This is a genomic window from Streptomyces sp. NPDC054783, from assembly GCF_053611725.1.
On sequence record NZ_JBSHAY010000002.1, the window covers coordinates 270,848 to 289,932 of the forward strand.

General features: G+C 70.8%; 15 protein-coding genes. 7 read left to right on the forward strand and 8 right to left on the reverse strand.

All coding sequences use genetic code 11. From position 1 onward, the window contains the following. Positions 1-42: 42 nt before the first annotated feature. The gene (locus ACWGJ5_RS05530; protein WP_453308478.1) at positions 43-1,422 is read left to right on the forward strand and encodes a cation:dicarboxylate symporter family transporter; all 1,380 of its coding nucleotides are present in this window, start codon (positions 43-45) and stop codon (positions 1,420-1,422) included. Positions 1,423-1,534: 112 nt separating this feature from the next. Here ACWGJ5_RS05530 and ACWGJ5_RS05535 read toward each other — a convergent pair whose 3' ends face one another. After that, positions 1,535-2,158, reverse strand: coding sequence for a TetR/AcrR family transcriptional regulator (locus ACWGJ5_RS05535; protein ID WP_453308479.1), 624 nt, complete (start codon positions 2,156-2,158; stop codon positions 1,535-1,537). 135 nt (positions 2,159-2,293) lie between these two features. Here ACWGJ5_RS05535 and ACWGJ5_RS05540 point away from each other — a divergent pair, with 135 nt between their 5' ends. Together ACWGJ5_RS05540 and ACWGJ5_RS05545 are read left to right on the forward strand one after the other, a co-directional pair. Continuing rightward, positions 2,294-3,967, forward strand: coding sequence for an MFS transporter (locus ACWGJ5_RS05540; RefSeq protein WP_453308480.1), 1,674 nt, complete (start codon positions 2,294-2,296; stop codon positions 3,965-3,967). A gap of 110 nt (positions 3,968-4,077) precedes the next feature. Next, positions 4,078-4,842 carry a DUF2127 domain-containing protein gene (locus ACWGJ5_RS05545; RefSeq protein WP_453308481.1) on the forward strand — a complete coding sequence of 255 codons (765 nt, stop codon included), beginning with the start codon at positions 4,078-4,080 and terminating at the stop codon, positions 4,840-4,842. A gap of 88 nt (positions 4,843-4,930) precedes the next feature. Here the strand turns inward: ACWGJ5_RS05545 and ACWGJ5_RS05550 are convergent, their stop codons facing one another. Together ACWGJ5_RS05550 and ACWGJ5_RS05555 are read right to left on the reverse strand one after the other, a co-directional pair. Then, positions 4,931-5,824 (reverse strand): aldo/keto reductase, encoded by an 894-nt coding sequence (locus ACWGJ5_RS05550; protein ID WP_453308482.1) that lies wholly within the window; start codon positions 5,822-5,824, stop codon positions 4,931-4,933. 1 nt (position 5,825) lies between these two features. Continuing rightward, complete coding sequence (locus tag ACWGJ5_RS05555; RefSeq protein WP_453308483.1) at positions 5,826-6,731, reverse strand: NAD-dependent epimerase/dehydratase family protein; 906 nt, start codon at positions 6,729-6,731, stop codon at positions 5,826-5,828. 45 nt (positions 6,732-6,776) lie between these two features. Here ACWGJ5_RS05555 and ACWGJ5_RS05560 point away from each other — a divergent pair, with 45 nt between their 5' ends. The 4 genes from ACWGJ5_RS05560 (at position 6,777) to ACWGJ5_RS05575 (ending at position 10,503) form a co-directional block, all read left to right on the forward strand. Beyond that, complete coding sequence (locus ACWGJ5_RS05560; RefSeq protein WP_453308484.1) at positions 6,777-7,292, forward strand: Lrp/AsnC family transcriptional regulator; 516 nt, start codon at positions 6,777-6,779, stop codon at positions 7,290-7,292. Positions 7,293-7,344: 52 nt separating this feature from the next. Next, positions 7,345-7,773, forward strand: a complete 429-nt coding sequence (locus ACWGJ5_RS05565) for a MerR family transcriptional regulator (RefSeq protein ID WP_453308485.1) — start codon at positions 7,345-7,347, stop codon at positions 7,771-7,773. After that, on the forward strand, positions 7,770-8,102 hold the full coding sequence (gene trxA, locus ACWGJ5_RS05570; protein WP_453308486.1) for a thioredoxin: 333 nt from the start codon (positions 7,770-7,772) through the stop codon (positions 8,100-8,102). The genes ACWGJ5_RS05565 and trxA overlap by 4 nt, the downstream gene beginning before the upstream one ends. A 139-nt stretch (positions 8,103-8,241) precedes the next feature. After that, on the forward strand, positions 8,242-10,503 hold the full coding sequence (locus ACWGJ5_RS05575; RefSeq protein ID WP_453308487.1) for a HelD family protein: 2,262 nt from the start codon (positions 8,242-8,244) through the stop codon (positions 10,501-10,503). Here ACWGJ5_RS05575 and ACWGJ5_RS05580 read toward each other — a convergent pair. From ACWGJ5_RS05580 to ACWGJ5_RS05600, 5 genes are all read right to left on the reverse strand, one after another. Further along, positions 10,490-11,317: a hypothetical protein gene (locus ACWGJ5_RS05580; protein WP_453308488.1), complete on the reverse strand. Its 828-nt coding sequence runs from the start codon at positions 11,315-11,317 to the stop codon at positions 10,490-10,492. The two genes, ACWGJ5_RS05575 and ACWGJ5_RS05580, sit on opposite strands and share 14 nt — an antisense overlap. A gap of 105 nt (positions 11,318-11,422) precedes the next feature. Continuing rightward, entirely contained in the window at positions 11,423-13,627 is a 2,205-nt protein-coding gene (gene glgB, locus ACWGJ5_RS05585; protein WP_453308723.1) for a 1,4-alpha-glucan branching enzyme, read from the reverse strand. A 78-nt stretch (positions 13,628-13,705) separates the two neighbouring features. Further along, the gene (locus ACWGJ5_RS05590; RefSeq protein ID WP_453308489.1) at positions 13,706-15,079 is read right to left on the reverse strand and encodes a maltokinase N-terminal cap-like domain-containing protein; all 1,374 of its coding nucleotides are present in this window, start codon (positions 15,077-15,079) and stop codon (positions 13,706-13,708) included. Positions 15,080-15,165: 86 nt separating this feature from the next. Then, a complete protein-coding gene (gene treS / locus ACWGJ5_RS05595; RefSeq protein WP_453308490.1) occupies positions 15,166-16,866 on the reverse strand; it encodes a maltose alpha-D-glucosyltransferase in 1,701 nt (566 codons plus the stop codon). Further along, the gene (locus tag ACWGJ5_RS05600) at positions 16,863-19,016 is read right to left on the reverse strand and encodes an alpha-1,4-glucan--maltose-1-phosphate maltosyltransferase (RefSeq protein WP_453308491.1); all 2,154 of its coding nucleotides are present in this window, start codon (positions 19,014-19,016) and stop codon (positions 16,863-16,865) included. Before ACWGJ5_RS05600 ends, treS begins: the two co-directional genes overlap by 4 nt. Positions 19,017-19,085: the final 69 nt, after the last annotated feature.

The window sequence follows — 19,085 nt, forward strand, 5'->3', positions numbered from 1 at the left end:
CACGCCGGTTGTTCACCGACGAAGACGTCAAGGAGGGCAGTCGTGGCCGCCAGCTCCCCCGACACGGCACCTGCCGCAGCCCGCGTGAAGCGGGACCGGACCCATTACCTGTACATCGCCGTCATCGTGGCGGTCGCGCTCGGTATCGCCGTGGGCCTCATCTGGCCCGACGCCGCGGTCCAGCTGAAGCCGCTCGGTACGGGCTTTGTGAACCTGATCAAGATGATGATCTCGCCGATCATCTTCTGCACGATCGTGCTCGGGATCGGGTCCGTACGGAAGGCCGCCAAGGTCGGCGCCGTCGGCGGTATCGCCCTCGGCTATTTCCTCGTGATGTCGCTCGTCGCGCTCGCCATCGGGCTCGTCGTCGGCAACGTGCTGCACCCCGGCGACGGGCTGCACCTGACGAACGCGATCAAGCAGAGCGGCCATGCCCAGGTGTCCACCGAAGCGCTGCCGCCCGTCGAGTTCGTGCTGTCGATCATCCCGACCACCTTCGTCTCGGCCTTCACCGGGGACCAGGTCCTCCAGACGCTGCTGGTGGCTCTGCTCGCCGGGTTCGCGCTGCAGGCCATGGGCTCGGTCGGGCAGCCGGTGCTGCGCGGCATCGAGCACATCCAGCGGCTCGTCTTCCGCATCCTGTCGATGGTCATGTGGGCCGCGCCGGTCGGCGCCTTCGGTGCGATCGCGGCCGTCACCGGTTCGGCCGGAATCGACGCGCTGAAGAGCCTCGCCGTGCTGATGCTCGGGTTCTACGTCACCTGCTTCCTGTTCGTCTTCATCGTGCTCGGCGCGCTGCTGCGGATCGTCGCGGGCCTGAACGTCCTCTCGCTCTTCAAGTACCTGGCGCGGGAGTTCCTGCTGATCCTGTCCACCTCCTCCTCCGAGTCCGCGCTGCCGCGGCTGATCGCGAAGATGGAGCACCTGGGCGTCAGCAAGCCGGTCGTCGGCATCACCGTGCCGACCGGTTACTCCTTCAACCTCGACGGCACGATGATCTACATGACCATGGCCTCGCTGTACATCGCGGACGCCCTGGGCACGCCGATGTCCGTCGGCGAGCAGATCCCGCTGCTGCTCTTCCTGCTGCTCGCCTCCAAGGGTGCGGCGGGTGTCAGCGGCGCCGGTCTCGCCACGCTGGCCGGCGGCCTGCAGTCGCACAAGCCCGCGCTGGTCGACGGGGTCGGGCTGATCGTCGGTATCGACCGGTTCATGAGCGAGGCCCGTGCGCTGACGAACTTCGCGGGCAACGCGGTCGCCACGGTGCTGGTGGGCACGTGGACGAAGGAGATCGACAAGGCGCGGGTGCGGCAGGTGCTCGCCGGTGAGCTGCCGTTCGACGAGACCACGCTGATGGACGAGGGGCAGGGGACCGTCACCGCGGTTCCCGAGCCGCGGGAGGGGGAGCTGGCCAAGGCCTGATCCCCGAGAAGGAACTCCGGATGCCCGGCCCCGCCTGAACCCGGGCCGGGCATCCGGGAACCACCGCCGGGCGGCTGGGGCTCCCCCCGTACCTCAGCCGCCCGGCTTTTCGTCATTTCCCCTCACTCACCCTGGCCACCAGCTCGGTGGCCGTCGGGGCGGGTACGCCCGCCGCGGTCAGGACCGTGACCGTGGCCGAGCGTCCCGCCTCCTGTGCTGCCAGGAGGCCGTCGTTCACCGCCTCCATCACCGCCATGATCATCTGCTCGTGCACGTACGCCAGCGCCGGCGCCGGCAGGGGTGAGCTGAACACCCCCTGATCCAGGCCGTGCTGGAGCAGTTCGACCTTGCCCGCGCGCAGCGGGGCGAGGCGTTCGCGGATGCCCTGGACGGTGACCGTGCGCTGGGCCAGGGCGATCAGCAGCCGGTAACGGTCGGCGATCTCCCCGATGGCGAGCACCGAGCGGGCCACCGCCTCCGCCGGGTCCGTCACCCCGTCACGGGCGCGGGCGTCCGCGTCCGCAAGCGCTGCCACGGCCTCGTCGACGAGGGTGCTGATCAGCGCCTCGCGGCTGGGGAAATGGCCGTACACCGTCCGTCGTACGACTCCCGCGGCGCGCGCGATCTGGTCCATGGAGGCGTCGGGATCGCGCAGCAGTTCGGCGAGGGCGACGTCGAGGATGCGGCGCCGGTTGGCGTCGGCGCGGCTGGTGTTACCCGTGGTCATGGCGGTCATTGTGCCCCCTCGGTCAACTTGCACAGCAGTGTGCAAAGGCGTACCTTGCACATGGCTGTGCAATTGCACGCTGTTGTGCAAGTCCACTCCGTACCTCACGTTCTCGTCGCGCATCCGAGGAAGGCGACCCCTGCCATGCGACTCGTCATGACCGAACCGGTCGAGAAGATGGAGCGCCCGTACGCCCGGCGCTGGTGGGCACTGCTCGTGCTCTGCCTGAGCCTGCTGATCATCGTGATGGCGAACACCGCCCTCACGGTCGCCGCGCCCGACATGACGAAGGACCTCGGGCTCTCCAGCGCCGACCTGCAGTGGGTGATCGACGGCTACACCGTCCCCTACGCGGCGCTGATGCTCCTGCTCGGCGCCATCGGCGACAAGTACAGCCGGCGCGGCGCCCTCGTCCTCGGGCTCCTCGTCTTCGGCGCCGGTGCCGTCTTCGGCTACCTCGCCGACAGCGCGGCGACCGTCATCGCCGCCCGCGCCGTGATGGGCGTCGGGGCGGCGCTGATCATGCCCGCCACGCTCTCCCTGCTCGCCGCGACCTTCCCGCGCGCCGAGCGGGCCAAGGCGATCACGCTGTGGACCGCCACCGCCGGCCTCGCCATCGCCGCCGGTCCCGTGGTCGCGGGCGCCCTGCTGCGCGACCACGGCTGGTCCTCGACCTTCCTGATCAACGTGCCCATCGCGGCCTTCGCGCTCGTCGCCGCATTCGTCCTGATCCCGCCCTCCAGGGCCGGTCACCACGACCGCATCGACTACGTCGGCGGACTGCTGTCGGTGATCTGGACCGGCTCGCTGGTCTACATGATCATCGAGGGCCCGCACTTCGGCTGGGGCGTGAAGGCCGTCACGGCGGCGGTCGTCGCGGGCGCAGGCCTGGTCGCCTTCGTCCTGTGGGAGCTGCGCCACCCCCGCCCGATCCTGGACGTGCGCCGCTTCGCGCACCGCCGCTTCGCCGGTTCCAACCTGGCCGTCGCCCTGTTCTTCCTGGCCGTCTTCGGCGCCTTCTACTACCTCACCCAGCACCTGCAGTTCGTCCTCGGCTACGACGCCCTGGAGACCGGCGTGCGCATGCTGCCGCTGGCCGGCGCGGTCTTCGCCGGCTCGGCACTGACCGGCTGGCTCACCCCGCGCGTCGGCATGAAGTGGACCGTCACCGCGGGCATGGTCGGCGGCACGACCGCGCTGGCCCTCCTGACCCGGGTGGACGCGGCCTCGGGCTACGGCGACTTCCTGGCGCCCCTGATCATCCTCGGCCTCGCCATCGGCCTCGCCCTCTCGCCCTGCACCGACGCCATCATGGGCGCCTTCCCGGAGTCCGAGCTGGGCGTCGGCGGCGCGGTCAACGACACCTCGCTGGAGCTCGGCGGTTCCCTCGGCATCGCCATCCTCGGCTCGCTGCTCGCCACGTCGTACGGCAACCATCTGAGCGACGCCACCGCGGGCAGCAGGCTCCCGGCGAGTGCCCTGGACACCGCGCAGGACTCGGTCGGCGCCGGGTACGCCGTCGCCCAGGGCATCGGCGAGAAGGCGCACGCGCTGGCCGCGCAGGCCGCCCACGCCAAGGACCCCCAGCAGGCCGCACAGCTCAAGCAGCAGGCCGCCGAACTCGCCTCCGGCGCCCGACGGATGGCGGACGCGGTCGGCTCCTCCTTCTCCGACGCCGTCGCGCACACCAGCCTGGTCGGCGCGGTGATCCTCGGCATCGGCACGGTACTCGTGGGCATCCTGCTGCCGCGCCGTGAAACCGCCGCGCCGGAGGTGAAGACCGAGGAGAGGGAGCTGGTGAACAGCCCGGCCGACTGACGGTTACCCGCCTCCATCCGCTAACGTGCCGCTCCGGACCGACCGGAACGGCACGTTCGTGCCTGGCGTCAGTACATGTGAGTCAGTAGCTGTATGGAGGCACGGGGGACATGAAGATCGACTGGGACCGGCGGACCTGCGCGCGCAAGGGCCATGTGACCTACGCACCCGACGACCCCCGGCTGCGGTTGCGGCTGCACGCCGAGACCGCGCTCGGGGACGTCTGGCGCTGCCTGCGCTGCGGCGACTTCGTGCTCGGTGAGCCGCACGGCTCCGGCCCGGCCGGGGACGCCCCGCTGGTGCCGCGCGGCAAGGTCCTCCGGGACCTGTTCATCCTCCGCTTCCTGGCGATCGAGCGGGCGGTGCGCGGGGTGTTCATCGTGCTGGTCGCGGTCGCGGTGTGGAAGTTCAGCAACAGCCAGGACTCGGTGCGCCGGCTGTTCAACGAGTACCTGGACGTCTTCCGCCCGGTCTTCCGCCACTTCCACTACGACCTCGACCACTCACCGGTCGTCGGCTCCATCCAGAAGGTGTTCGGCTACAAGCACTCCACGCTGCTGCTGGTCGCGGCCCTGCTGCTCGCCTACGCGCTGATCGAGCTGATCGAGGCCGTCGGCCTCTGGTACGCCAAGCGCTGGGCGGAGTACCTGACGGTGGTCGCCACCGCCGCCTTCCTCCCCCTGGAGATCTACGAACTCACCGAGAAGGTCAGCTACCTGAAGATCGCCACGCTCACCCTGAACATCCTCGCGGTCCTCTACATCGCCCTGGCCAAGCGCCTGTTCGGCCTGCGCGGCGGCCGCCGCCGGTTCGAGGAGGAGCGCCACAGCGCCTCCCTGATGGAGGTGGAGGAGTCGGCGGGGGTGACCGTCTGATTCCGGACGAGACGCCTGCCGCTCCGCCGAGGACACCACCGACCGGTTCCGGCTGCGGACCCTGACGGCGATCACGGGCCGCGGGGCCTCACCGGGGCCGCGCGGCCTCCGCCAGACGGGTCAGCTCCTCCTGCGTCAGCACCAGGTCCGCGGCGCCCGCCGAGTCCCGGATCGTCTGCGGGCGGCTCGAGCCCGGGATCGGGACGACGGTCGGGGAGAGCGACAGCAGCCAGGCCAGGCAGACCTGCTGGGGGCTCACCCCGCGCTCCCGGGCCACCTCGTGGAACGCCAGGTGGCGTGCACCGGCGGTCTGCCCCGACGGGCCGTCCAGGGAGCTGCGGGAGATCCCGCCGAGGGGGCTCCACGGCAGGAACGCCAGGCCCAGCTCGGCGCACAGCCGCAGCTCGGGGTCGCTGTCACGGGTCCCGGGGGAGTAGCGGTTCTGTACGGAGACCAGACGGTCGCCGAGGATCGCACGGGCCCGGTGGATCTGGTCGGACGTCACGTTCGACAGGCCCGCCAGGCGGATCTTGCCCTCCTCGAGCAGGTCGCGCAGGGCGCCGACGGACTCCTCGAAGGGGACGGCCGGGTCCGGCTTGTGCAACTGGTAGAGGCCGATGGCCTCGACCCCGAGCCGCTTCAGGGAGGCCTCCGCGGCCGCCTTGAGATGCGCGGGTGTGCCGGTGACCGTCCAGCTGCCGTCGGCCGGACGGCCCCGGCCGCCCTTGGTGGCCACCAGGACGCCGTCCGTGTCGCCGCCGTAGGCTGCCAGGGCGCGGGCGAGGAGCAGTTCGTTGTGGCCGGGAGCCTGGCCGGGCAGGTGGTAGGAGTCGGCCGTGTCCAGCAGGTTCACGCCCGTGTCCAGGGCCGCATGGATCGTGGCCAGGGCGCGGGTCTCGTCCGGCCGGCCCTCGATCGACAACGGCATGGCGCCGAGCCCGACCGCGCTCACCCGCAGTCCGCCAAGAGTGCGGTAGCGCACGTCAGATGTCCTTTCCGAGCATCTCGGAAACGGCCTTCGGCAGCCACTCCCGTACGTCCCCGAAGGCGAAACCGAGCCGCACGGCCCGGGAGTTGTCCATGGCGTAACGGCGGCGGAAGGCGAAGGGGGAGGCGGCGCCGTCCGTCACCTCGAACACCGGCGTGCCGCCGTCGAGCCGGGCTGCGACCGTCTCGCACAGCTCCTGCACCGTCAGCTCTCCGTGCGAGGCGGCGTTGACCGGTCCCGTGAAGTCCTCGCCCGCCGCCCAGAGCATGAAGTCGGTGATCTCCTCCACGTGGATGTACGTCGCCGGCCGCGCGGTGGGCGGTACGGCGATGGGGGCGCCGGTGCGGATGCGGTCCGCGTAGTGATCGAGGCGGCCCGTGAAGTCGTCCGCACCGCCGAGGACATGCGCCACGCGCACCGAAGCGAACGGGAAGCCGGCGCCCGTGAGCACCGCTTCCGCCTGCCGCTTGCCCTCGCCGTAGTGCGCCTCGGTGAATTCCGGGTCGCCCCAGGGGAGTTCCGGCTCCACCGCGACCGCAACCGGATCGACCGCGCTCTCCGGTACCGGCGCCGGGGAGTCCTCGTGCTCGTACACCTCCACCGTCGAGGTCATCACATAGCGGCCGGTGCGGCCGGCGAAGACCCGGCGGGCGATCGCCGCCTGGCGCGGGGTGTAGCAGACCTGGTCGAGAACGACGTCGAATGCGCGGGTCCCGAGCGCCTCGGTCAGCGCCTTCTCGTCGTCGCGGTCGGCCACCAGGTGCTCCGCGCCGGGCGGCGGGGCCACCGACCCCCGGTTCAGGACCGTCACCCGGTCACCCGCCGCCAGCAGCCGCCCGATCAGCCGCTTGCCGAAATAGCGGTTGCCGCCGATGACCAGTACCTCTCGTGCCTTTGTCATGACCATAATTCTCCGGGCCGACACACAGGTCCTGAAGGGGGAGACATGGGAGATACGACCACCGCACCGAAGGAACCACGGCATCTGCGGGCCGTCGCCAACGAAACACCGGTGGTGTTCGATGCGGTGGACCGGCAGATCCTCCAGCTGCTCCAGACCGACGGGCGGATCAAGCTGAGCGAGCTGGGCCGGCGGGTCAGTCTGAGCCCGGCGGCCGTCACCGAGCGGGTGCGCCGGCTGGAGGCGGCGGGCGTCGTCGAGGGGTACGGCGCCCGGGTCGCGCCCACCCGCCTCGGCTACGGCATCCAGGCCTTCATCCGGGTGAACCCGCACGGCGGCTACACCCTCAAGCACCCGAGGACCCTGGAGCTGATCGAGCGCCCGGAGATCACCGAGGTGCACCACGTCGTCGGCGAGGACTGCTGGATCCTCAAGATCGCGGTCACCGGCACCGCGCACCTGGAGGAGATCCTGGAGCAGACCTCGGCGCTGGGCCGTACGACGACGTCGATCGTGCTGTCCTCGCCGGTGCGCCGCAAGCCGCTGCTGCCACCGACGTGAGGGGAGCCCACCGCTTGCCTTGACGCCGACGTCAACACCTACCGTCATAGGCATGCGAATCGGCGAGCTGGCCGCACGGGCCGGAACCACCACCCGCACCCTGCGCTACTACGAGGCACGGGGGCTGCTGTCCGCCCGGCGCGACGACAAGGGACACCGCACCTACGACGAGGGCGACCTGCGGCTGCTCCGGCAGATCCGGACGCTGCAGGACTTCGGGTTCGACCTGGAGGAGACGCGGCCGTTCGTGGAGTGTCTGCGCGCCGGGCACCCGGAGGGCGACTCCTGCCCGGCCTCCCTCCTGGTCTACCGGCGCAAGCTGGACGAGCTGGACGCGCTCATCGGGCAGCTGACGTCGGTGCGGGAGACGGTCGCGGGGCAGTTGCGGCGGGCGGAGCGGGCGCGGGACGCGCTGGCCGCCGAGGCGCTGGTTCCGGGGGGTCCGGAACCCGTGTGCGAACTGGGAGGGCTGACGCGGTGAGTGTGGTGAGCGGACTGGCCGAGGTGACGGACGCGGATTTCCAGGCGGAGGTGATCGGCGCCGACCTACCGGTCCTGGTGCAGTTCACGGCCGACTGGTGCGGTCCGTGCCGGCAGCTGGCGCCGGTGCTGAAGGACATCGCCTTCGAGGAGGGCGACCGGCTGAAGATCGTGCAGCTCGACGTCGACCGCAATCCGGAGACGACGGTCGCCTACGGGGTGCTGTCCACGCCGACCCTGATGGTCTTCAGGGACGGTGAGCCGGTGCGGTCGATGGTGGGGGCGCGGCCCAAGCGGCGCCTCATGGAAGAGCTGGCCGACGTGCTGTAAAGCACGGCCGCCCACGAAAAAATCCCCTGAGCAATTGCGCTCGGGGGATTTCTCTGCGTATATTCAGTGGTTCGCGACTTCAATTGGACAGGGTCGCGGAGAAGTTCACTGGGCAGAGTATATCCGGGCGGGAGCGGAATTGTCAAACACCGAATTTCCGGACGATGAATTGCAGCGTGAGCAGGAATTCATCGACGGACTGTACGCGCGCGTGGACGTACTGCGCGGCGCGGCCGAGACCTCGGTCGCGGACGCGCTCGCCCAGGGCGACAAGCCCATGCAGGCCCGGCTGGAGCGGGACATCCTGGTCGCCGAGCGCTCGGGGCTGCTCGCCGCGCTGAACGCCGTCGACGGCTCGCTCTGCTTCGGCCGGATCGACCTCGCCGACGGCGCCGCCCACCACATCGGCCGGATCGGGCTGCGCGAGGACGACGCCGAGCGCACCCCCGTCCTCGTCGACTGGCGGGCCGACGTCGCCCGCCCCTTCTACCTGGCCACCGGGCACACCCCGATGGGCCTGCGCCGCCGCCGGCACATCAGCACCGAGGGCCGGACGGTGACCTCCCTGCACGACGAGATCCTCGACCTCGGCGACGCCACCCGCACCGGGTACGAGGACCACAACGGGGACGCCGTGCTGCTGGCCGCGCTGAACTCGGCGCGCACCGGCCGCATGAGCGACATCGTGCAGACCATCCAGGCCGAGCAGGACGAGATCATCCGGGCGCCGTACCGCGGGGTGCTGGTGGTCGAAGGCGGGCCCGGCACCGGAAAGACCGCGGTCGCGCTGCACCGCGCCGCCTACCTCCTGTACGAGTACCGCGAGCTGCTGGCCCGCCGGGCCGTCCTGATCGTCGGCCCCAACCCGGCCTTCCTCGGCTACATCGGCGAGGTGCTGCCCTCCCTCGGCGAGACCGGAGTGCTGCTGGCCACGGTGGGCGAGCTCTTCCCCGGTGTGAAGGCGACCGCGGCCGACACCCCGCAGGCGGCCGCCGTGAAGGGCCGCGCCGACATGGCCGACGTGCTCGCCGCCGTCGTACGCGACCGGCAGGCCCTGCCGGACCCGGTCATCGCGATCGAGCACGACCGCGAGGTCCTGATGCTCGACGACGGACTGGTCTCCGTCGCCCGGGAGCGCACCCGCGCCGCCAAGCTGCCGCACAACGCCGCCCGCGAGCACTTCGAGGGCCACATCCTCAACACCCTCACCGAGCTGTACGCCGAACGTGTCGGCACCGACCCGTACGACGGCTCCAGCCTGCTCGACGCCTCCGACATCACCCAGATCCGCGACGAACTCGCCGAGAACCCCGAGGTGTGGTCCGCGATCGACCAGCTGTGGCCGCGGATCACCCCGCAGCGCCTCGTCGCCGACTTCCTCGCCGCACCCGACGGCCAGCTGGACGACGAGGATGCGGCCGCCGTCCGCCGCCCGGTGACCGGCGCCTGGACCGTCGCCGACGTCCCCCTCCTGGACGAGGCGGCCGAACTCCTCGGCGAGGACGACCGGCTGGCGCGGGCGCGTGCCGACCGCGAGCGCGAGACCCAGATCGCCTACGCCCAGGGCGTGCTCGACGTGTCGTACGCCTCCCGGACCTATGAGTTCGAGGACAGGAACGACGAGGACTCCGAGGTGCTGTCGGCGCACGACATCATCGACGCCGAGCGGTTCGCCGAGCGGCAGGAGGAGGCGGACCACCGCAGCGCCGCCGAGCGCGCCGCGGCCGACCGGACCTGGGCGTTCGGGCACATCATCGTGGACGAGGCCCAGGAACTGTCGCCGATGGCCTGGCGGCTGCTGATGCGGCGCAGCCCGACCCGCTCGATGACCCTGGTCGGCGACCCCGCCCAGACCGCCGAGGCGGCCGGTGTCGGCTCCTGGGCGGACATCCTCGCCCCTTATGCCGAGGACCGCTGGGAGCACACCCGGCTGGGCGTCAACTACCGTACCCCGGCCGAGATCATGGAGCTGGCCGCGGCCGTCGTCCGCGCCGAGAACCCGGACTTCGAGCCGCCGAGCTCGGTCCGGTCGACCGGGGTACGGCCCTGGGTGCGGCGGGCCGACGGCGACCTGCCCGAAACCGTGGTCAAAGCGGTCGCCGAACTCACCCCGGCCGAGGGCCGCCTCGCGGTCATCGCGCCGCGCGAGCTGCACCGCTTGCTGGCCACCCGGCTGGACGGCGTCACGGCGGGCGCCGAGCCCGACCTGACCCGCACGGTCGTGCTGCTCGACCCCCGCCAGGCCAAGGGCCTCGAATTCGACTCGGTCCTGGTGGTCGAGCCGGGCGCGTACGGCACGAGCGACCTGTACGTCGCCCTGACCCGGGCCACCCAGCGGCTCGGCGTGCTGTACACGGACGAACTGCCCCAGGCGCTGGCCGCGGGCATCACCGGGGAGTAGGGGAACCGCCGGTGCGTGACGGCGGCGGATAGCTCGGGTGCAGCGAGGAGGACAGCGGCTCCAGCGACGCGCACAGCGCGGTCGGGAAGGCCGGTTCCCTTCGCTGCACCGCCGTGCAGCCGCCGGCCGCGCTCTCGAAGAACGGCTCCCAGCCGGAGCGTTTCGCGCGCAAGAAGTAGCGGTCGCCGAGGTGGGACGTGCAGGCGGAGTCCTTGGTGTCGTCGCCGCACGCCGGCCCTGTGCGCCAGGAGAAGTCCAGCACCAGCCATTTTCCGTCGCAGTGCTCGGCGTCACGGTAGGAGTGCATGGGCGCGTCGACGGCGATCATCGCCTGCTCGTAGGAGGCGGTGGTGCAGCCGGTGACCGGCGGGTGGCAGCCGAGCCGGCCACACAGGCGCAGCGCGGGCGGCTCGGCGCCGTCTGCGGTGAAGACCGTGTCGTTGTCGACCACCAGCTCCCGCTTGCCCAGCGGCTCGGGCAGCCGCACGCGGGCGGTGGCCGTCCGCTCCTTGGTGCACCCGGAACGCCGGTCGAGGGAGGTGGAGTCGAAGGTGAGCTGCACGTGCACGGTGCCCGGCACACTGCCGTACCGGGCGTCGGTGTCCACCGCCTTGAAGTCCCGCATGCAGGGATACGCGCCGCTGGGCACGTCCGCGTCGACGCTCAGCGTGCGGTGGTCGGCGTCGAGCCGGGCGGCGGTGACCCGGGAGGGCGCCCCGAGGGTCCACTGGATCGGCCCGGTCTCCGTGGCAGACGCCCCTCCGCCTGGCCCTGCCACCCGGGTGCCGCAGCCGCTCAGCAACCAGACGGCCACTGCACACAGCATGGCGGCCAGTGATCTGTACGGTCGCACGTGCCTCAATCTCCCCGTAGTGCACCCAAGTTGACCTGGGAGCACTATAAGGCGCGCGTCGTCCGGTCAGGCCGGCCGGAGCCAGAGGGTGGCCAGCGGCGGCAGGGTCAGCCGGATGCTCGCCGGGCGGCCGTGCCATCCCTGGGGCTCGGGTTTGATGATGTCGGGATTGGTGACGTCGCCGCCGCCGTACCGCGCGGTGTCCGTGTTCAGCGACTCGTGCCAGGCGGGTACCTCCTCGGGCACGCCGAGCCGGTAGTCGTGGCGGACCACCGGGGACATGTGGGAGACCGCGAGGAGCGGGTTGCCGTCGGTGTCCAGGCGCAGGAAGGCGAAGACGTTGTCGTCCGCCGCGTCTCCGGTGATCCACTGGAAGCCCGCCGGGTCGGTGTCCCGCTGCCACAGTGCCGGGACCGCCCGGTACAGCGCGTTCAGGTCCCGCACCAGATCCCGTACGCCCCGGTGGTCGGCCTCGGCGCCGTAGGACGGGTCGAGCAGCCACCAGTCGGGGCCGTGCGCCTCGGACCACTCGGCGCCCTGCGCGAACTCCTGCCCCATGAACAGTAGTTGCTTGCCGGGGTGGGCCCACATGAAGCCCAGGTACGCGCGGTGGTCGGCGCGCTGCTGCCACCAGTCACCGGGCATCTTCGACACCAGGGACCGCTTGCCGTGCACGACCTCGTCGTGGGAGATGGGCAGGACGTAGTTCTCGCTGTACGCGTACACCATCGAGAAGGTCATCTCGTGGTGGTGGTACTTGCGGTGCACCGGCTCGTGGCCCATGTACTGCAGCGAGTCGTGCATCCAGCCCATGTTCCACTTCAGGCCGAAGCCGAGCCCGCCGAAACCGCTCGGGCCCGTGTGGTGGGTGGGGCGGGTGACGCCGTCCCAGGCCGTGGACTCCTCGGCGATGGTCACCACACCCGGGCAGCGCCGGTAGACCGTGGCGTTCATCTCCTGCAGGAAGGCCACCGCGTCCAGGTTCTCCCGGCCGCCGTGCTCGTTCGGCGTCCACTGGCCCGGCTCGCGCGAGTAGTCCAGGTAGAGCATGGAGGCGACCGCGTCCACGCGCAGGCCGTCGATGTGGAACTCCTCGCACCAGTACACGGCGTTCGCCACCAGGAAGTTGCGCACCTCCTTGCGGCCGAAGTCGAACTCCAGGGTGCCCCAGTCCGGGTGGGCGGCCCGCAGCGGATCGTGGTGCTCGTACAGCGGACGCCCGTCGAACTCGGCCAGCGCCCAGTCGTCGCGCGGGAAGTGCGCCGGCACCCAGTCCATCAGCACACCGATGCCGGCCTGGTGCAGCCGGTCCACCAGGTACTTGAAGTCGTCCGGGGTGCCGAGCCGGGCCGTCGGGGCGTAGAACCCGGTGACCTGGTAGCCCCACGAGCCGCCGAAGGGATGCTCGGCGACCGGCATCAGCTCCACATGCGTGAAGCCCATCTCCCGTACATAGGCGGGGAGTTGCTCGGCCAGCTGTCGATAGGTGAGGCCGGGACGCCAGGAGGCCAGGTGGACCTCGTAGACGGAGAAGGGCGCCTCGTGCACGGGCGTGTCGGCCCGGTGCGCCATCCATTCCGCGTCGGCCCACTCGTGCTCCGAGACGTCCACGATCGACGCGGTCGCGGGCGGGGCCTCCGTACGGCGGGCCAGCGGATCGGCGCGCAGGGTGCGCGAGCCGTCCGGGCGGGTGATCTCGAACTTGTACACCTCGCCCGCGCCGATCCCCGGCACGAACAGCTCCCACACCCCGGAGGAGCCCAGCGAGCGCATCGGGAAACCGGTGCCGTCCCAGAAGTTGAAGCCGCCCGCGATCCGCACGCCCCGCGCGTTGGGCGCCCACAGGGCGAACCGGGTGCCGGACACCCCCTGACGGGTGGTGACGTGCGCGCCGAGCGCCCGCCACAGCTGCTCGTGCCGGCCCTCGCCGATCAGGTGCAGGTCCAGCTCGCCGAGGGTGGGCAGGAAGCGGTAGGGGTCCTCGGTGTCCAGCACGGTCCCCTCGTACGCCACCAGCAGCCGGTACTCCGGTACACCTGCGAGCGGCAGCAGCCCCGAGAAGAACCCGTCGCCGTCGTCGTGCAACTCGGCCCGCAGCTCGCCGGCGACGACCGTGACGGACAGCGCGTACGGCCGGAAGACCCGGAAGACCACGCCTCCGGGCACCGGGTGCGCGCCCAGCACCGAGTGCGGGTCATGGTGGGTGCCGTGCAGCAGCCGCTCACGGTCGGCGGGGGAGACACCGGCCGCCGGGCGCTCGTGCGCCGGCACCTTCTGCCTCGGAACCGTCTTCTCCCTGGTCCTGGTGTGCTTCTTGCCCTTCGGGGTCACGGACGAGCCTCCTGGTCTTCACGCGGCGAGGCGACGGATCGCCGAGAGCGGTACGGGCAGCCAGTCGGGGCGGTGCCGGGCCTCGTAGACGATCTCGTAGACCGCCTTGTCGGTCTCGTAGGCCCGCAGCAGCACCGGATCGGTGCGCGGATCGCGGCCGGCCACCTCCGCGTACCCGCAGCAGTAGGCGGCCCGGCACACGCGCGTCCAGTCCGGCGCGGGCGGGGTCACGGAGTGGGCCGCGTAGTCGAAGGAGCGGAGCATCCCCGCGATGTCCCGCACCGGCGGCTGCGGCATCCGCCGTTCGGCCGGCGGCCGGGCCGGCTCGCCTTCGAAGTCGATCAGCGACCACTCCCCGGACGGGGAGCGCAGGCACTGGCCCAGGTGCAGATCGCCGTGGATCCGCTGGGCGGTCCAGGTGCGGCCCTCGGTGGCGAGGGAGGCCAGCGCCGCATAGGCCGAGCGCAGCCCGCTCTCGTACGGCCGCAGGCTGGGCACCGCCTGGACGGCCGCCGCCAGCCGCTCGGTCATGCCGTCGGCCAGCGACTGCAGCTGCACATGACCGAGGGTGACCGTCGGCAGGGCACGGGCGAGCGCGGTGTGCACCTCGGCGGTGGCCCGGCCCAGCGCCCGAGCCTCGGCGGCGAAGTCCTCGCCCTTGGCCAGCTCGCGCAGTGCCAGCTCCCAGCCGTCGCTCGCTCCGCTGACGAAGGGCTGGAGCACCGCCAGGACGTACGAGTCCGTTCCCAGCTCGGCGTGCAGCCAGGCGGTCGGCGCGGGCACCCGGGGGCAGCCCTCGCGGGCCAGGGCCAGGGGTATCTCCAGGTCGGGGTTGACGCCGGGCACCACTCGGCGCAGAAGTTTCAGGATGAACGTATCGCCGTAGACCACCGACGAGTTGGACTGCTCGGCGGTCATCAGCCGGGCCACGAGGCCCTCGCGTATCTCCTGGCGCGGGTCCCGCTCGAAACAGAGACCGCCGATGCGGGCCCGGGTGCGCAGGGCCTCCAGGAGCACTTCGGCGGGCCGTGGGTCGTACAGGGCCTCGTACACCGTGCGTCCGGCGAGCGGCCCGTCCTCCACATGTCCGATCAGCGCGGGCGCCAGCCGGGGCGGCAGCGCCTCGCGCACGCCTATGAGGAGCTGGTAGCAGTCGCCCGGGTGGGGCCCGGCGCCAGGCGTGGACGGCTGGTGGACGCGCAGCAGCAGGTGGTAGAGGCCCAGCCGGCCGTCGGGCGGCAGCAGTTCGGTCACGGCCACGGGGGTGAACCCGGTGACCGGACGCCCCTTGCCGGCGAACCAGCGCTGCCTCGGCAGCCACTCGCGCAACAAGGGGTCGAGCGAGGCGAGGAGAGGAGTGTTGGTGCTGGAAGATGTGACCGTTTCCGCCATGGGCGTCACGTCCCTTCCCCGGGTCGTCGGGGTGTTACTGATGCGTGCCCCGGGTGGGGCGGTGGAAACCGCCCCACAAGAGCCCACTACGCGGCGTCCCGCCGCAAGCGGAACCAGTAGAAGCCGTGCCCCGCGAGGGTGAGCAGGTACGGCAGTTCGCCGATCGCCGGGAAGCGGACCCCGCCGAACAGCTCGACCGGGTGCCGCCCGCCGAACCGGCTCAGGTCCAGTTCGGTGGGCTGTGCGAAGCGGGAGAAGTTGTGGACGCACAGCACGAGGTCGTCCTCGTACTCGCGCAGGAAGGCGAGCACCGCCGGGTTGGTGGACTGCAGCTCGTTGTAGGACCCCAGTCCGAAGGCAGGATTCTGCTTGCGGATCTCGATCATGCGGCGGGTCCAGTGCAGCAGCGACGACGGCGAGGACATCGACGCCTCGACGTTGGTGACCTGGTAGCCGTAGACCGGGTCCATGATCGTGGGCAGGAAGAGCCGTCCTGGGTCACAGGACGAGAAACCCGCGTTGCGGTCGGGGGTCCACTGCATCGGGGTGCGCACGGCGTCGCGGTCGCCGAGCCAGATGTTGTCGCCCATGCTGATCTCGTCGCCGTAGTACAGGATCGGCGAGCCGGGCAGCGAGAGCAGCAGGGCGGTGAACAGTTCGATCTGGTTGCGGTCGTTGTCGAGCAGGGGCGCGAGCCGCCGCCTGATGCCGATGTTGGCGCGCATCCGTGGGTCCTTGGCGTATTCGGCCCACATGTAGTCGCGCTCTTCGTCGGTGACCATCTCCAGGGTCAGCTCGTCGTGGTTGCGCAGGAAGATGCCCCACTGGCAGCCGGAGGGGATGGCCGGCGTCTTGGCGAGGATCTCGGAGACGGGGTAGCGGGACTCGCGGCGTACGGCCATGAAGATGCGCGGCATGACGGGGAAGTGGAACGCCATGTGGCACTCGTCGCCGCCGGAGGCGTAGTTGCCGAAGTAGTCGACGACGTCCTCCGGCCACTGGTTGGCCTCCGCCAGCAGCACCTTGTCGGGGTACTGGGCGTCGATCTCCTTGCGCACCCGCCTGAGGAACTCGTGGGTCGCCGGCAGGTTCTCGCAGTTGGTGCCCTCCTGCTGGTACAGGTACGGCACCGCGTCCAGCCGGAACCCGTCGATGCCGAGGTCCAGCCAGAACTTCAGCGCGGAGATCATCTCCTCCTGCACCGCCGGGTTCTCGTAGTTGAGGTCCGGCTGGTGCGAGAAGAAGCGGTGCCAGTAGTACTGCTTGCGTACCGGGTCGTACGTCCAGTTGGAGGCCTCGGTGTCGACGAAGATGATCCGGGCGTCCTGGAACTGCTTGTCGTCGTCGGCCCAGACGTAGTAGTCCCCGTACGGACCGTCCGGATCCCGCCTCGACTCCTGGAACCACGGGTGCTGGTCGCTGGTGTGGTTCATGACGAAGTCGATGATCACGCGCATGCCGCGCTGGTGGGCGGCGTCCACGAACTCCACGAAGTCGGCCAGGTCACCGAACTCCGGCAGCACCGCGGTGTAGTCGGAGACGTCGTAACCGCCGTCCCTGAGCGGCGACTTGAAGAAGGGCGGCAGCCACAGACAGTCGACCCCCAGCCACTGCAGATAGTCGAGCTTGGCGGTCAGACCCTTCAGGTCGCCGATGCCGTCGCCGTTGCTGTCCTGGAAGGAGCGGACCAGGACCTCGTAGAAGACGGCCCGCTTGAACCAATCCGGGTCCCGGTCCCTCGCGGGCGTGTTCTCGAAGGTGTCCGGGACGGGCTCATTGACGATCATATTGTGGGTGACCCTCCGATCTGCGGGTTGGACGGTCGCAGGACGGTGAAGACATGCGCGGGCCTATGACCCGGTTCGAGGCGCACATAGTTGGCCCTGCCCCAGTAGTAGGTCTCGCCGGTGAGCTCGTCGCGCACCGGCACGGACTCGTGCCAGTCCAGGCCGAGTTGCGGCATGTCCAACGAGACCGTTGCCTCCTGGGTGTGGCGGGGGTCGAGGTTGGCGACCACGAGAACCGTGTTCGACCCGCTCCGCTTCGAGTAGGCGATCACCGCGTCCTGGTCGGCGTGGTGGAAGTGCAGGTCGCGCAGTTGGCGCAGGGCCGGATTCTGCCGTCGGACGGTGTTGAGGCGGGTGATGAGGGGCGCGATGGTCCGGCCCTCGCGCGCCGCCCCCTCCCAGTCCCGCCTTCTGAGCTGGTACTTCTCCGAGTCGAGGTACTCCTCGCCGCCCTCCCTGAGCGGGGTGTTCTCGCACAGCTCGTAGCCGCTGTAGATGCCCCAGGCGGGGGAGAGGGTCGCGGCGAGCACGGCCCGCACCTCGAAGGCGGGGCGTCCGCCGTGCTGGAGGTAGGCGTGCAGGATGTCCGGGGTGTTGGCGAAGAAGTTCGGCCGCATGTAGGCCGCTGCCTCACCCGCCAACTCGCCGGCGTACTCGGTGAGTTCCTGCTTGCTGTTGCGCCAGGTGAAATAGGTGTAGGACTGCTGGAAGCCGATCTGGGCGAGGGTGTGCATCATCGCCGGCCGGGTGAACGCCTCGGCGAGGAAGACCACGTCGGGGTCGGACGCATTGATGTGGGCTATCACCCGCTCCCAGAAGACGACCGGCTTGGTGTGCGGATTGTCGACCCGGAAGATGCGCACCCCGTGGCCCATCCAGTGCCGCAGAACGCGCACCGTCTCCGCGACCAGTCCGTCCATGTCCGCGTCGAAGGCGACCGGGTAGATGTCCTGGTACTTCTTCGGCGGGTTCTCGGCGTAGGCGATCGTGCCGTCGGGCCGGTGGTGGAACCACTCGGGGTGTTTCTGGACCCACGGATGGTCGGGCGAGCACTGCAGCGCGAAGTCGAGGGCGATCTCCAGCCCCAGTTCTCGGGCGCTTTCGACGAAGAAGTCGAAGTCCTCGATCGTGCCGAGGTCGGGATGGACGGCGTCGTGCCCGCCCTCGGGAGAGCCGATCGCCCACGGCACGCCCACGTCCTCCGGCCCGGCGGTGAGCGTGTTGTTGGGCCCCTTGCGGAAGGTCGTACCGATGGGGTGGACGGGCGGCAGATAGACGACGTCGAATCCCATGTCCGCGATCGGCTTCAGCCGGCGCGCGGCCGTACGGAAGGTGCCGTGCGGCTGTTCTGCCGTGCCCTCGGAACGCGGGAAGAACTCGTACCAGGAGCCGTACAGCGCCCGCTCCCGCTCGACCAGCAGCGGCATCGGGTCGGAGGCGGTGACCAGCTCCCGCAACGGATAGCGGGCCAGCAGGTCCCGCACCCGAGGTGCCAGCGCCGCCGCGAGGCGCCAGGCGGCCGGGCGGTTGTCGTTCCGCAGGGCCGCCACCGCCTCTCGGAGGACCGGTCGTTGCCCGTCGGGGATCCCGGCGGCCGCCCGATCGTACAGCCGCGCGCCCTCCTCCAGGACCAGTTCGGTGTCGATGCCCGCCGGGATCTTGATGCCGGCGTGGTGCTGCCAGGTGGCGACCGGGTCGGACCAGGCCTCCACCGTGTACGTCCAGCGGCCGGGCTCGCCCGCGGTGACGGTGGCGCCCCAGCGGTCGGTGCCCGGGGCCAGTTCGCGCATCGGCGTCCACGGCCCGGGCCGGCCGGCCGGGTCGCGCAGCACCACGTTCGCCGCGACGGCGTCGTGCCCTTCCCGGAAGACGGTGGCGGACACCTCGAACGACTCACCGGTCACCGCTTTGGCCGGCCTGCGCCCCTGCTGGACCACGGGGCGTACGTCGAGGACGGGGATACGGCCGAGGGTGCTCTCCCCGGAGGCGGGTTGGGGGTCGGCGGGGCCGGGCGGGCCGGGCACGTCGGCGGCGGCCTTTACGGCTTTCTTGCCCGATGTTTTCCTGGCCGGTTTCTTCGCGGCCTTCGCTGCCGCTGCCGTGGCCTTGCTGCTTGTCGGGGGTGCTGACGAATGGTGCGTGGCGGGCATGACCGCTCCTGTCCGCGTCAACGTGGGTGTGGGCGGATGGATGTGGGGAGGTGGGTCCTGCGGAGGTGC

What these genes read in the sequence shown, in the direction of transcription:
- treS (WP_453308490.1), bottom strand. Translation starts at nt 16,866, where the DNA reads ATGATCGTCAATGAGCCCGTCCCGGACACCTTCGAGAACACGCCCGCG.
- ACWGJ5_RS05560 (WP_453308484.1), top strand. Translation starts at nt 6,777, where the DNA reads ATGGGAGATACGACCACCGCACCGAAGGAACCACGGCATCTGCGGGCC.
- ACWGJ5_RS05555 (WP_453308483.1), bottom strand. Translation starts at nt 6,731, where the DNA reads ATGACAAAGGCACGAGAGGTACTGGTCATCGGCGGCAACCGCTATTTC.
- ACWGJ5_RS05540 (WP_453308480.1), top strand. Translation starts at nt 2,294, where the DNA reads ATGCGACTCGTCATGACCGAACCGGTCGAGAAGATGGAGCGCCCGTAC.
- ACWGJ5_RS05590 (WP_453308489.1), bottom strand. Translation starts at nt 15,079, where the DNA reads ATGGCGGAAACGGTCACATCTTCCAGCACCAACACTCCTCTCCTCGCC.
- ACWGJ5_RS05600 (WP_453308491.1), bottom strand. Translation starts at nt 19,016, where the DNA reads ATGCCCGCCACGCACCATTCGTCAGCACCCCCGACAAGCAGCAAGGCC.
- ACWGJ5_RS05565 (WP_453308485.1), top strand. Translation starts at nt 7,345, where the DNA reads ATGCGAATCGGCGAGCTGGCCGCACGGGCCGGAACCACCACCCGCACC.
- ACWGJ5_RS05535 (WP_453308479.1), bottom strand. Translation starts at nt 2,158, where the DNA reads ATGACCGCCATGACCACGGGTAACACCAGCCGCGCCGACGCCAACCGG.
- ACWGJ5_RS05545 (WP_453308481.1), top strand. Translation starts at nt 4,078, where the DNA reads ATGAAGATCGACTGGGACCGGCGGACCTGCGCGCGCAAGGGCCATGTG.